The following is an 11767-nucleotide window of genomic DNA, read 5'->3' as shown; positions in this document are numbered from 1 at the left end:
GGCGGCCCGTGCCACCCCCGGACCGGCGTGCTCAGGCCGCGCCGAACAGCTCCGCGAGGCCGCGCTCGACGGCGAGCAGCGTCCGCTCCCGGCCCGCGGGCACCGCCTCGTACGAGCGCGCCAGGAACAGCCGCACCTCCGCGGTCTTCAGCTGCACCATGGCGATGCCCTCGTCCGCGTGGAACTCCATCACCGTGCGGTCCGGTCCCAGGGGCCGCACCCGCACGTCGCCCCGCCCGGCGGGCCCGCGCAGCCCCTCGTCCAGCAGCTCGCGGGCGAACGCCCAGTCCACCGCGACACCGTCCAGCGAGATCTCGGGCGGGAAGGACATCCGTACGGCGAGCGGGTCGGCGGGTTGGTAGTGCAGCACGGCAGGCACCGCGTGCGGGCCGGGGGTGGTCGCGAGGAGACGGACCTGGACGGCGTGGTCGATAACGCTGGGCATCGCGCTGCTCCCTCACGGCTGTCGGTCGCGGACACACGTCCTGGACACGGCTCATTCAGTTCGTTGAGTAGGACGGTGGGCCGGGGGGAGCCGTGCACACGACAGGGGAGCCAGTGAGGTGATCTGCGTCACATGCGAGGGGGTGGGCGGGCCGGCCCCTACGCCACGGTGTGGAACAGCGCCGCCGCCTCGCCCCGCGACTCGACCCCCAGCTTGGTCAGGATGTTCGCGACATGGAACTTCACCGTCGACTGGCTGATGTGGAGTTCCTCGGCGATCATCCGGTTGCGGTGGCCGAGCGCCAGCCGGGCCAGGACCTGCAGCTCCCGCTCGCCCAGGGCGGTGAGCGGGTCGGGCGCGGGATCCTGGGACGCGCTCAGCGGGATCGTCGCGGACACCGTGGACCCCCAGCCGGGCACCGCGTCCACATCCAGCCGTCCCTTCAGCACCTCGAGCCGCTCCATCAGCAGGCCGGGGGAGAGGGACCGCGGGGTGAGGGTGCCGGGTCCGTCGTCGCGGACCGTCGCGCGCAGCTCGGTGTCGGTGAGGTGCCAGCCCACGTGCACACGGCTCATCGCCTCCTGCTCCAGCACCTTCAGCAGCACCGCCCGGACCGTTGCCCGCGCCGTGTGCGCCACGTCGGCGGCCACCGTCCGCGTGCAGTCCGGCGGGCCCAGCTCGAGCCGTACGGGGCTGTGGCGCACCAGCGGCCGCAGCGAGTCGGCGAGCCGGGCGAAGGCCTGGCCGGCCGGCTCCTCGGCGATCTCCTGGTCCCGCTCCGCGTCCGCGCGCAGCTCGACCAGGGCCGTCACGGCCAGATCCGTGGCGGTGGCGCGGGCCGCCGCATCGTCGAGTTTCCGGCTGCGCAGCACTGCCAGCAGTCCCGTGAGCGCGGCCGAGTACCCCTCGCCCAGCTCGGCGATCACCCGGGCCCGGGTCCCGGCGGCCGTCCGCGAGCGGGCCAGCGCACCGGGCAGGGCCTCCGTCGCCATCCGGTCGAAATGGCTGGTCACCACGTCCCACAGGGCCTGCACGAGGTCGGTGGCCTCCTGGCCGGCGGGGTCGGCGTCCGCTTTCCGTACGAGCAGCAGGACCGCGCCCCGCGGCGTGGCATCGCTCGTCACGGCGAGCACCGTCCGCTCGGCGCCGGCGAGGGTGAGGGTGCCCTGCCAGGGCCGTCCCGGTGTGCCCGAGGTGAGCAGCGGGGCCAGGTCGGCGGTGGTGAGCCGGCCGGTGATCTCCGGGTCGCCGTGCGTCTTGAACGGCGAGTGCGCGCAGTGCGTGGAGAGTTCGGCGGCCGCCAGGTGCGGGACCAGGTCGGCCAGGAGTGCCGACAGCCGGGGCAGGATCTCGCCCAGCGGCCGGCGGATCACCTCGTATGCGGCGGTCAGCGCGGGTATGGCTCCGGTTCCGGTCAGCTCCATGCGGCTCAGCGTAACCAGGGGGCGCGGGCCGGGTCCTGTCCTTTTGGCCAGGTGGGACTGTTCCGATGGCTGGCCGCACCGCCTCCCCGGACGGGTGAGGCTGAAGCCATCAACCCACCGCTTTCCACACATCGAACGGGGAGACCGACATGCGAGCAGTCATCTACAACGAGTTCGGCGGCGCAGATGTCCTCACCTACGGGGACACCGCCAAGCCGGAGCCCGCGCCGGGCGAGGTCCGGGTGCAGGTGGTGACGGTCGGCGTCAACCCCCTTGACTACAAGCGGCGTTACGGGTGGGTGGAGCAGTTCTACCCGACGACGTTCCCCGCCGTGCCCGGCCTGGAGTTCGCCGGGGTCGTGGACGCACTCGGCGACGGAGTCACCGAAGTGGCCGTCGGCGACGAGGTGTTCGGCTGGACCCGGACGGGCGCGTACGCCGAGTACGCCATTGCGGGGGACATCGTCCGCAAGCCCGCCGAGCTCTCCTTCGTGGCCGCGGCGACGCTGCCCGTCGCCGGGGAGACCGCCCAGCGCGTCCTTGGCGAACTCGGCCTGAAGGACGGCGAGACCCTGCTCCTGCACGGCGCGGCGGGCGCGGTCGGCCAGGTGGCCGTGCAGCTCGCGGTGGCCCTGGGAGCCACCGTGATCGGGACGGCGTCCCCGGCCAACCACGACTTCCTGCGGTCGCTGGGGGCGGTCCCGGTGGCGTACGGGGACGGCCTCGCCGACCGGGTCCGGGCGGCCGCCCCGCAGGGCATCGACGCGGTCTTCGACGCGGCCGGACACGACGCGCTGCCGGTCTCGATCGCCCTGCGGGGCGGGACGACCGACCGCATCGTCACCATCGCCGACCCCCAGGCCGCCGACCACGGGGTGCCGTTCTCGCCGGGCGGGACGCCGCCGGAGACGGTCCGCGCATGGCTGGCCGCGCAGGCCCGCCTGGCCGTCGAGGGGAAGCTCTCCGTGCCGAGGGTCGCCGAGACCTTCCCGCTCGCCGATGCCGCCAGGGCGCAGGAGGTGAGCGAGGCGGGCCATGCGCGCGGCAAGCTCGTCATCGAGATCTGAGCCGCTGGGTGGTCTCCCCGGAGGGTGTCGTGCCGGGGTGCACCGTGCCGGGGTGCACCAGGAACTCCTCCAGGATTCCGGGTGCCGCCGTCGCGGCGAGGGCCGGTGCGTCGGCGGCGGCGAGGTCGGGGAGGCGATAGCCGTCCTCGCCCGCTGCCACCGCCGCGGTCAGCGTGACCAGCCCGGCCCGCCGGGTGAACGGTGAGGTCGAGAACGTCCAGGCGGCGATCGCCTCGCGCTGGAGGGCGAGGGTGTCGCGGCTGAACGTGCCCGAGCGGATGACCAGATAGCGGCCGCGGAGGCCATGGCCGAGACTGCGGTACGCGTCCCTTGCCAGCCACTCCACGGCGGCCGCGCCGACGGCGGCACAGAGCCAGGCGCAGTGCAGCAGGACGGGTGTGAACGCGGCCCCGAAAGCGGCGAGGACGGCCCCGAGGGCGGCGAGGACGGCAGTGGCGGGGAGCACCACGAAGAGCAGACCGCGCATCCGCCGCCGGCGGAGGGCGACCTTGGGGTGCGGGGTGAGCGGCCTCTGCGTGGCGCCCGGCGTCAACTCCGTTGCGGGGAACGGTGATTGCAGGGCGCCGCTCGCCACCCGCAGCGCCTCGCGGCGCGGTGCCGGCGGCATCAGCCCGCTGCGGCGGCGGTTCTCCTCGCGGTTGCCGAGGCCGCCCGCCACCGCGCGGACCAGCGCGCCGCCGCCGGCCCGCAGCAGCAGCGGTTCCCGTACCAGCACGCCCCGCAGCCGGGCCCGTTCGATGGTGACGGAGCGGGTGGTGAGCAGCCCGCGGCGCACTCCCAGCGTGTGGGCGTCGGTCCACTCCAGGCAGTAGTTCCACCAGTTCTCGACGTAGAGGACGACCGCGCCCACCGAGCCGAGGGCCAGGACGGCGAGCAGCGCGGCCGGGACCGTCAGCCACAGCATGCTGGTGCCGAATTCGTGGAACGCCCGCTGGACGAAGCCGATTTTCCAGGGCTCGATACCGATGCCGTCCAGCGCGCGGTAGGCCGCCCCGGCCACGACGAACACTCCGCCGATGACCCAGAACGTGAGCGGCGCGTACCGCAGCCAGCGCCAGTTGATACGGGCCAGCACCGGGTCCTCGGCGGCCGTCCCGGTGTGGGCACGGGCGAGCAGCTCGGCGCGCAGCCGGTCCGCTTCGGCGACCTTGAGCGCCTCCAGCGACAGCTCATTGCCCCGGTCCCCCGAGCCGGCCGTACCGGCCCGCAGTACGGTGACCCCCAGCAGCCGGTGGAACGGGGTCGCGGTCAGATCGACGGTACGGATGCGGTGCAGCGGCACGCTCCGCAGCCGCCGGTTCAGCAGCCCGCTGCGTACCTCGAAGCTGTCGTCGGTGATGCGGAAGTCCGTACGGGCCCAGCGGATCAGGCCGATCGCGGTGAGGACGGCGAAGGAGGCGGCCATGGCGGCGAGCGTGATCCACGCCTCGAGGGTGATCCGGCCCCCGGTGGCCAGCGCTGTCAGTGCCAGCGAACCGAACGGTGCCATCATCCAGCCGCAGTGCACCAGCAGCGTGCGCGGATCCAGCCGGCGCCACTGCGGCGTGGCGCCGGGGGCGGCGGGGCTGTCCGGGGTCAGGGGCGCACTCATGCCGCATCTCCCGGCACGTCCTGGGCGGCTTCGCTGATCCGCCGCGACAGCTCCTCGGCGTCCGCGTCGGACAGCCCCGCGATCTTGATGTCGCCCGCGGTGGACGCGGTGGTGACGGTCACCGTCGCCAGCCCGTACCGCCGCTGTATGGGTCCGCGCACGGTGTCCACCGTCTGCACCCGCGACAGCGGCGCGATCCGCCTCTTCTGCCAGAACCAGCCGCCCGCCGCGTAGACCGCGCGGCCACCCAGCTCCCAGGCGTGCACCGAGTACCTCCACCGCGGCATGACCGTGAGATAGCCGAGGCCGGGCACGACGAGCGCGACCAGCAGCAGCGGACCGAGCCAGGGCAGCGCACCCGGGAAGAACAGCAGGCTGAGCACCCCGAGCGTGAGCGCGGTGAGCAGCATCGGTCCGCTGACCGTGAGCAGCGCCTGCACGGTCCACCAGCGGCGGGCCCGGGGATCGACGCGATGACGGGGTGGGCGCAGGAGCGGGGCGGCGTGCTCGGGCATGCGGGGTCACCGTTTCCAAGTCAAGTGTATTGGATGGCGATACGTTATAACGGTACAAGCGACTTGTAAAAGTGAGCAGTCCACGAGACTGATGAGGGGGAGGAGGCCGACCATGCCCAAGAAGGTGGACCACGAAGCCAGACGCCTGGAGATCTCCGAGGCCCTGTGGCGGATCGCCGGCACCCGAGGCCTGGACAGCGTGAGCCTGCGCGATGTCGCCGCCGAGGCCGACATCTCGCTCGGCCGGCTGCAGCACTACTTCCACTCCAGGGACGAGATGCTCCTGTTCGCCCTCCGGCACGGCAACCGCCTGGCCGACCAGCGGATCCGCGCGCACATCGAAGCCCTGACCGAGGAGCCGTCACCCCGCACCGTGCTGCGCACCTGCCTGTCGACGATGCTGCCGCTGGACGAAAAGAGCCGAACGGGGTTGCTGGTCGCCGCCTCCTACTTCACCCGCGCCGTCCATGACGAGACCCTGCGCGCCGAGGCCAAGGACGGCATCCCCCAGCTCCGCGCCCTCTTCACCGACCAGCTGCGCGCGGCCGCGGAACGGGGTGACCTGGCGCCGGACCGGGCCACGGAGGAGGAGGCGATGCTGCTGATCAGCCTGGTCGACGGGCTCTCCGCGTACGTCCTGCTGGATGTGCACACCCCGGAGCAGGCGCTGCGGCTGCTGGACCTGCACCTGACCAACCTCTTCGACGCCAAGGAGCGCCACGCTGACCACTGACCGCCCGGCCCACACCTGGCCGCCCGGCATCCGGCAGCCCCACGCACCCGGCTTCGCCCTCGTGGCGGATGAGGACGACCAACTCCTGGGCGTCTGCGCCGAGGTGACCGGACTCTTCGCCGACCCGCACCCCGCGACCTACCAACTCCTCGGCTGCACCCCGGAGGGACCGCTCCGCACCGCCCTGCACGCCCTCGCCACCGGAGCCACCGCCGCCCGCCTCGGCGACCTGTGGGTGCAGCCGCAGCCCGGCGACGACTGCCCGCCAGGCTCGGAACGCCTCGACCCCTGGCGGCTGCGCGGCGCCCGCGTCACCGGCCACCGCCCGCACCACCACGACCCGGCCCTCGTCGACGTCTTCTTCGAAGCGGTCGAGGACGACTACTTCACACCCGACGACCCCTACCTCGCCTCCGGCGTACGCCTCCACAACGGCCGTACCCGGCTGGGCAGTTGCCGCGACTTCTCCGAGATCGCCCCCGCCGTCGAACCGGGGCCCGCCCCCCTCACCCTGCTCGGCTGCGCCCCGGCCCCCGCCCTCACCGCCGCCCTCGCCGCGCAAAGCCCCCGCAGGCGACGCCTCGGCAGCGCCTACCTGAACATCCTGGACCGGCAGGGCAGAGAACGCAGCAGCTGCTGGGGGGTCCCCGTGGAGGCCGGGTCCTCGCGCCCGTCCGCCCTCGGGGCGGGCCTGCTCGACATCGTCCTGACGCAGGGCCTGTGGGAGCCCCCGCCGCTCGCCGCCCGCCCCCTCTGGCGGCGCTGGCACCGCGGCCCGCCCGCCGCCCCCAACCTCTGGGCGGCCTACGACACCGAGCGGCGCGAGATCTGGCTGGAGCGGGTGGCCGCGTACCACCGCCGCCCGCCCCAGGACGCCCCGGCGGGCCGCGTGTACCACCTCGACGGGCGCTTCATCACCGACGAGCCGGGCTTCTGCCTGGCCATCGGCGAGGCGGTCAACGGACCGGGCGGCTACTTCGGCCGCTGCCTGGCCGCGCTGGACGACTGCCTGTGCGGCCACTTCGGCGCCACGGTCCCCTTCACCGTCATCTGGCACCACTCACAGGTCGCCCGCCGCCACCTCGGCCGGGTCCTGGACTCCACCGGCGAACCGTACGACTTCTGCGCCGAGGTGACCGATCTGCTGTCGCAATACGGGTCCCAAGTCCTCCTGCGCTGAAGGCTGTTGGGGCGGACCGGGCCGCCCGGCTCCGGCCGCCCGCCCGTCCCTGCGGGTCTCCGTGCCCGTGGGGCTACGCCTCGCGCAACAGGGCGGCGAGATCGGCGTCGACATCCAGATGCCGCGCCTCGCCGCCCTTCTCGACGACCGCGTACGACCGGGCCAGAAACAGCCGCAGATCCCGCGCCTCGAACTGCACCAACGCCATCCCGTCGGCCGTATGGAACTCCACCACGACATCATCGGTGCCACACGGCCAGACATGCACATCGCCCGCACCGGTCGCCCGCCGCAGTCCTTCCTCCAGCAGATCGCGCCCGAAGGTCCACACCACCTCGGCACCGTCCAGCGAGGCGGCGGGCGGAAACGCCAGGTGTACCGCGTAGGGATCGTCGCGGTCGTAGCGAAGGGCTGCCGGAATCGGCCGCGACTGCGGTGCGGTCGCGATGAGACGGGCCTGAACGGCTTGCTCGATGACGGTGGACATCGCCGGCTCCCCTGCGTTCGATGTGGTTCGTTGTTCGTACAACGTCTAGGACGCAAGGGCCATCGCCGCCGTGCATCGAATTCCTGCGTGACATGCGTCACCACTCTTTGAATACGAGGAATTGCCCGCTTTACGCACACGAAATGCAAGCAATGCCGCGAAGGTCCGAACCTATTGGTGAGGCGGTCGGCCGCGGAGTTCGCTCGACAGGCCGAGAGCCGATGGCCGAGCGCCGATCGGGGAAACCGCCCGCCCGCAATCGCCCGTTCTGCGATCCTGTCGTCCGACCGTCACGCGTGATGCGCGCCCCCGTGCCGTAAGCGGGGGCGGGCCGCGCGTGTCACCGGCACGACCAAGGGGAGGCGGCAATGCCGTTCATCGGCGAAGTGTGGCGGGTGGAGCGGGGGACGCAGGTGGTCGGGGAGATCACGGTGACGGATGCCAACTTTCCCTGGCTGAACGGGACGTTCGTGCCCGGCCCCGGATACCCGGAACTGCGGCCGCATTTCGCCCGTGAACTGGAGCTCATCGACACGATCGACGACGATATGACGGCCTGGGAAGACGCATACAGCCGAGCCTCCGAGGGCGTACGGCTGGTGGCCCCGGCCGGGCCGGTGCCCGAGTTCCTGCTGCATATCGAGGACGATGCGGCGTGGTTCCGCTGGAGCGACGAGCCGTTCCCGGCGGAGCCGGGGGGCGGGGCCTTCTGACCGGGGCATCCGACCGGGGCATCCGACTGGGGTGTCCGACCGGGGTGTCCGACCGGGACACCTGACGGGCCGTCCGACAGGGCTGTCCGACGTGGCCGTCCCACCGGCCTGGGCCGGGGCCGCTGCGGGTGCCGGCGCGTCCCGTCACTCCATCAGACTGCCGAGCCGCCCCTCCAGTACCACCAGCAACTCGCCCAGCGCCGCGGAGAGTTCCTCCTGACGCTCGTCCCCGATGCCGGCCAGCAACGCCGCCTCGTACCGCAGCTGCTCGGGCAGCAGCCGGTCGATGGTCTCGCGCCCCTCGTCGGTGAGGGAGAGATGGGCGACGCGGCGGTCCCGGTCGTCGGGGCGGCGGGCGATCAGGCCGCGCGCCTCCAGCTGCCGTACGCGCTTGGTGACCGCGGCCCCGGAGGCGAAGGTCTCGCGGGCGACCCGGCCGGGGGTCAGCTCGCGGTCCATCCGGCGGAGCGTGCCGAGGATGTCGAACTCGGGGCGGGTGAGCCCGGCCTTCCGCAGCGGCGCGTCGGCCGCCTGCTGCAGCAGCGCGGAGCAGCGGTTGAGCCGCCCGATCACCGCCATCGGGCCGGTGTCCAGCCCGGGGTGCACCTGCTGCCACTGGCGCAGCACCCCCGCGACGATGTCCTCGGTCACCCGCACGCTCCTTTCGGCCCCTGCCGCACCGCCTCGATGACGGCCCCTGCCGACGACCCCGGCCCACGACCGCGATCACCGGCTCAATTGTGCCTGCCGAAACGGTGTCCGGCGTGCGGTGGGCGCCGTGGTGGTGCGTCGGTCGCCGGGCCGCTCGGGCCCGCGGCCCGCAGGTGCCGCGGGGTGTCCGGCAGGCTGCGGCGTACCGCAGGTCAGGCCGCCAGTGCGGGCGCCGAGAGCCGGCGTACGAGACCGGCCAGGGCGCGGTGGCCCCGCTGTTCGGCGTGGGCGATCCGTTCCTCCGGCAGCGCCCGCTGCCACCACTCGCCGGCCGCGACATCGACCGCCTCCCGCAGTTCCACCAGGCAGCCGACGAGCCGGTCGCGGGCCCAGCCCGTCTCGCGCGCATCGTCCGGGCCGGGCACCGGCGCCGCATCGAGCAGCCGGTACGCCGCGGTCTCCGCGACCGCCACCCGCTCCAGCGCGGCATCGATACGGTCGGCGGCGCGCCGATTGGTCACCAGTACACAGCAGGCCAGGCCGGCCGCCGCGCCCACCACGGTGTCGGTCCAGCGGTCACCGATCAGCGTCGCCGCGGGCAGCGGGCTGCCGAATGAGGTCAGCAGCAACGCCATCGGGGTGACGCACACCGAGCCCAGCCAGTAATTCCTTGTGATGCAGGCCTCGGCTCCGAACTGGAAGGCCAGCGCGAGCGCGATCATCGCGAGATGCCCGGTGTGGATCAGCGGCAGCAGCGCGGTGAACAGCAGCAGGCCGAGCAGATTGCCGACCGTGCGCTGCACCGCACGCTGCCAGGAGAGTGTGGTGTTGGCCTGGTGGATCGAGGCCGCGGTGACCACGGCCCAGTACGGGTGCCCGACGCCGACCGCCATCGAGGCCCAACCGGCCAGCACACACCCGGCCGCGACCCGCGCCCCGATCGGCAGCAACGGCGAGCCGGGCGCCAGCCGCGCCAGCACGGCCCGCATCCCGCGGGGCCGGCCGGGCGCGGGGTGCCGTAGGGCCACGCCGCCGGGGCCGAGGATCCGGGCGCGGCCCTCGCGTACGTCTTCCGCCGCGGACACCTCGTCGGACCCCGCGGCGGCTCCCGCCCCCGCCCCCTCCGCCGTGATCCCGGCCGGCTCCTCGGCCTGCGCGGCGGTGAGCGGCACCTCGGGAAGCGGGCGCCCGCTCCGGAGCTCGCGGGCCCAGCCGGCGAGCCGCCCGGCTTCGGCCGCCGCCGCGGCGCGGCCGGCTTCGCCGGGCATGCCGTTGGGCCTGCTGCCTTCTCCGGGCATGCCGTTGGGCCTGCTGCCTTCTCCGGGCATGCCGTCGGGCCTGCTGCCTTCGCCGGGCACGCCGCTTTCCCCGGACGTGCCGTCTTCGCCGGGCCTGCTGCCGAGCGCCGACTCGGCCCGTATCAGGAGGCGTTCGAGGCCGGCCCGCGCCGCGGCGTGGGCAGGGGTGTGCGCCGGGGCGAGAAAGAGCGTGTGCCAGGCGGCGTTCACGGCAGCGGCGGTCGCATGCCGCGCGTGCGCCACCGTGTCTCCTGCGCCGCCTCCCGCGCCCGTACGGAGCAGCCCGGCCGCGGCCTCCAGCGCACGCGCGGCGGCGATCCGCTCCGGCCCCCTCGGCCGTACCAGCGCCGGTGCCATGCACACCAGCCAGGCGATCCCTCCGGTGGCGAGCGCCGGCGCCACATGGAGCGGCACCTGCTCGAGGCGCTGCGGCACAAAGAAGGCCGACGCGGCGACGAAGGTCAGGATGAGGTTCCCCGGCGGTCCGATCCGCGTCGCGTCGCACGCCATCTTGTGCGCGGCGGCGAGCAGCGAGGCGAGCACGACGAGCACGGCCGCCGAGGTGATCACCGACGCGGCGGTCAGCGCGACAGCGAGGCTCGCCACCATGCCGAGCACCACCCACAGCAGCGTGCGGGCGCGGGCGGCGTACGGCAGGCCGTGCGCGTACAGGGCACACAGCGCCCCGGCGGAGGTGTAGAGGACCAGGTCCATCCGGCCGAGGGCGTACAGCGTGAGATCGGGGATCGCCATGGCCGCGACCGCGCTGAGCGCCGGCTTGTGCCAGATGTCGACGGGGCGGCGCAGGCGGACGGTGCTCCTGACGGGCAGCGGACGTGCCCGCACCCCGCCGTCGGGTGCGGTGGTGAGTCCCTTGCCGGAGGGTTTGGCGTGCTTCCCCATGAGAGAAGGTTAGCAGGTATTTTACTAGTGAAAGATATCGCGGACGGGGGCTCCGGCTGAACCGCTGCCACCCGCCCCGGCAGCGACAATGGCCGGGTGCCAACCGCCAAGAAGAAGACGACGACCGCGAGCGCGTCCCCGGAGCGCCGCCGCGAACTGCTGACCATCGCGGCAGAGGTGTTCGCCGCGCAGGGGTACAACGCCACCACCGTCCGCCGTATCGCGGACGAGGCGGGCATGCTCGCGGGCAGCCTCTACTACCACTTCGACTCCAAGGAATCGATGGTGGACGAGATCCTCTCCACCTTCCTGGCCGAGCTGTGGGACGGCTACGACGCCGTACTCGACGCCGGCCTCGGCCCGAGGGAAACCATTGAGGCCCTGGTCACCGAGTCCTTCCGGGAAATCGACCGGCATCGCGCCGCGGTCGCCATCTACCAGAAGGAGGCCCAGCAGCTCGCTGTCCAGCCCCGGTTCGGCTATCTCACCGACTCCCAGCGGAAGTTCGAGAAGGCCTGGCTGGGCACGCTGGAGCGAGGGGTGGCCGACGGAGTCTTCCGCGCCGATCTCGACATCCGGCTCACGTACCGGTTCGTCCGCGACACGGTCTGGGTCGCCGCGAGCTGGTACCGGCCGGGCGGACAGCACAGTCCTGAGGAGATCGCCCGCCAGTACCTCTCGATGGTGCTGGACGGCACGCGGACCTTCACCCGCTCCCCGGTATGGGTCGCGGCCACCG

12 protein-coding genes are annotated in these 11767 nt (G+C 73.2%); 5 read left to right on the top strand and 7 right to left on the bottom strand.

Going from position 1 to position 11767, the window contains the following annotated elements; all coding sequences use genetic code 11:
• Nucleotides 1-31: 31 nt before the first annotated feature.
• Together AB0D04_RS40730 and AB0D04_RS40725 are read right to left on the bottom strand one after the other, a co-directional pair.
• Nucleotides 32-445, bottom strand: coding sequence for an SsgA family sporulation/cell division regulator (locus AB0D04_RS40730; protein WP_362712455.1), 414 nt, complete (start codon nucleotides 443-445; stop codon nucleotides 32-34).
• Between the two features lie 158 nt (nucleotides 446-603).
• Entirely contained in the window at nucleotides 604-1869 is a 1266-nt protein-coding gene (locus AB0D04_RS40725; protein ID WP_362712454.1) for a LuxR C-terminal-related transcriptional regulator, read from the bottom strand.
• A gap of 149 nt (nucleotides 1870-2018) precedes the next feature.
• Here AB0D04_RS40725 and AB0D04_RS40720 point away from each other — a divergent pair, with 149 nt between their 5' ends.
• Nucleotides 2019-2936, top strand: a complete 918-nt coding sequence (locus tag AB0D04_RS40720; protein WP_362712453.1) for an NADP-dependent oxidoreductase — start codon at nucleotides 2019-2021, stop codon at nucleotides 2934-2936.
• Here the strand turns inward: AB0D04_RS40720 and AB0D04_RS40715 are convergent.
• Together AB0D04_RS40715 and AB0D04_RS40710 are read right to left on the bottom strand one after the other, a co-directional pair.
• Entirely contained in the window at nucleotides 2923-4548 is a 1626-nt protein-coding gene (locus tag AB0D04_RS40715; RefSeq protein ID WP_362712452.1) for a PH domain-containing protein, read from the bottom strand. The genes AB0D04_RS40720 and AB0D04_RS40715 overlap by 14 nt on opposite strands.
• A complete protein-coding gene (locus AB0D04_RS40710; protein ID WP_362712451.1) occupies nucleotides 4545-5063 on the bottom strand; it encodes a PH domain-containing protein in 519 nt (172 codons plus the stop codon). The genes AB0D04_RS40715 and AB0D04_RS40710 overlap by 4 nt, the downstream gene beginning before the upstream one ends.
• A gap of 112 nt (nucleotides 5064-5175) precedes the next feature.
• Between AB0D04_RS40710 and AB0D04_RS40705 the strand changes: the two genes are divergently transcribed.
• Together AB0D04_RS40705 and AB0D04_RS40700 are read left to right on the top strand one after the other, a co-directional pair.
• Nucleotides 5176-5796 (top strand): TetR family transcriptional regulator C-terminal domain-containing protein, encoded by a 621-nt coding sequence (locus AB0D04_RS40705; protein WP_362712450.1) that lies wholly within the window; start codon nucleotides 5176-5178, stop codon nucleotides 5794-5796.
• 61 nt (nucleotides 5797-5857) lie between these two features.
• Nucleotides 5858-6976, top strand: a complete 1119-nt coding sequence (locus AB0D04_RS40700; protein WP_362712449.1) for a barstar family protein — start codon at nucleotides 5858-5860, stop codon at nucleotides 6974-6976.
• 73 nt (nucleotides 6977-7049) lie between these two features.
• Here AB0D04_RS40700 and AB0D04_RS40695 read toward each other — a convergent pair whose 3' ends face one another.
• On the bottom strand, nucleotides 7050-7463 hold the full coding sequence (locus AB0D04_RS40695) for an SsgA family sporulation/cell division regulator (RefSeq protein ID WP_362712448.1): 414 nt from the start codon (nucleotides 7461-7463) through the stop codon (nucleotides 7050-7052).
• 368 nt (nucleotides 7464-7831) lie between these two features.
• Between AB0D04_RS40695 and AB0D04_RS40690 the strand changes: the two genes are divergently transcribed.
• Nucleotides 7832-8176, top strand: a complete 345-nt coding sequence (locus AB0D04_RS40690; RefSeq protein WP_362712447.1) for a hypothetical protein — start codon at nucleotides 7832-7834, stop codon at nucleotides 8174-8176.
• A 144-nt stretch (nucleotides 8177-8320) separates the two neighbouring features.
• Here the strand turns inward: AB0D04_RS40690 and AB0D04_RS40685 are convergent, their stop codons facing one another.
• On the bottom strand, nucleotides 8321-8827 hold the full coding sequence (locus tag AB0D04_RS40685) for a MarR family transcriptional regulator (RefSeq protein ID WP_362712446.1): 507 nt from the start codon (nucleotides 8825-8827) through the stop codon (nucleotides 8321-8323).
• Nucleotides 8828-9039: 212 nt separating this feature from the next.
• Nucleotides 9040-11028, bottom strand: coding sequence for an FUSC family protein (locus tag AB0D04_RS40680; RefSeq protein ID WP_362712445.1), 1989 nt, complete (start codon nucleotides 11026-11028; stop codon nucleotides 9040-9042).
• 96 nt (nucleotides 11029-11124) lie between these two features.
• Between AB0D04_RS40680 and AB0D04_RS40675 the strand changes: the two genes are divergently transcribed.
• The coding region (locus tag AB0D04_RS40675; protein ID WP_362712444.1) for a TetR/AcrR family transcriptional regulator at nucleotides 11125-11767 on the top strand (643 nt) is incomplete at its 3' end.

The organism is Streptomyces sp. NPDC048483, from assembly GCF_040651455.1.
GTDB lineage: Bacteria > Actinomycetota > Actinomycetes > Streptomycetales > Streptomycetaceae > Streptomyces.
Note: the sequence above shows the minus strand (reverse complement) of the source record. Positions and strands in the feature narration are given on the sequence as shown.

Bases quoted from the DNA above. Each gene is read 5' to 3' on its own strand.
- AB0D04_RS40705 (WP_362712450.1), top strand. From the start codon at position 5,176: ATGCCCAAGAAGGTGGACCACGAAGCCAGACGCCTGGAGATCTCCGAG.
- AB0D04_RS40725 (WP_362712454.1), bottom strand. From the start codon at position 1,869: ATGGAGCTGACCGGAACCGGAGCCATACCCGCGCTGACCGCCGCATAC.
- AB0D04_RS40715 (WP_362712452.1), bottom strand. From the start codon at position 4,548: ATGAGTGCGCCCCTGACCCCGGACAGCCCCGCCGCCCCCGGCGCCACG.
- AB0D04_RS40730 (WP_362712455.1), bottom strand. From the start codon at position 445: ATGCCCAGCGTTATCGACCACGCCGTCCAGGTCCGTCTCCTCGCGACC.
- AB0D04_RS40720 (WP_362712453.1), top strand. From the start codon at position 2,019: ATGCGAGCAGTCATCTACAACGAGTTCGGCGGCGCAGATGTCCTCACC.
- AB0D04_RS40680 (WP_362712445.1), bottom strand. From the start codon at position 11,028: ATGGGGAAGCACGCCAAACCCTCCGGCAAGGGACTCACCACCGCACCC.
- AB0D04_RS40690 (WP_362712447.1), top strand. From the start codon at position 7,832: ATGCCGTTCATCGGCGAAGTGTGGCGGGTGGAGCGGGGGACGCAGGTG.
- AB0D04_RS40710 (WP_362712451.1), bottom strand. From the start codon at position 5,063: ATGCCCGAGCACGCCGCCCCGCTCCTGCGCCCACCCCGTCATCGCGTC.
- AB0D04_RS40695 (WP_362712448.1), bottom strand. From the start codon at position 7,463: ATGTCCACCGTCATCGAGCAAGCCGTTCAGGCCCGTCTCATCGCGACC.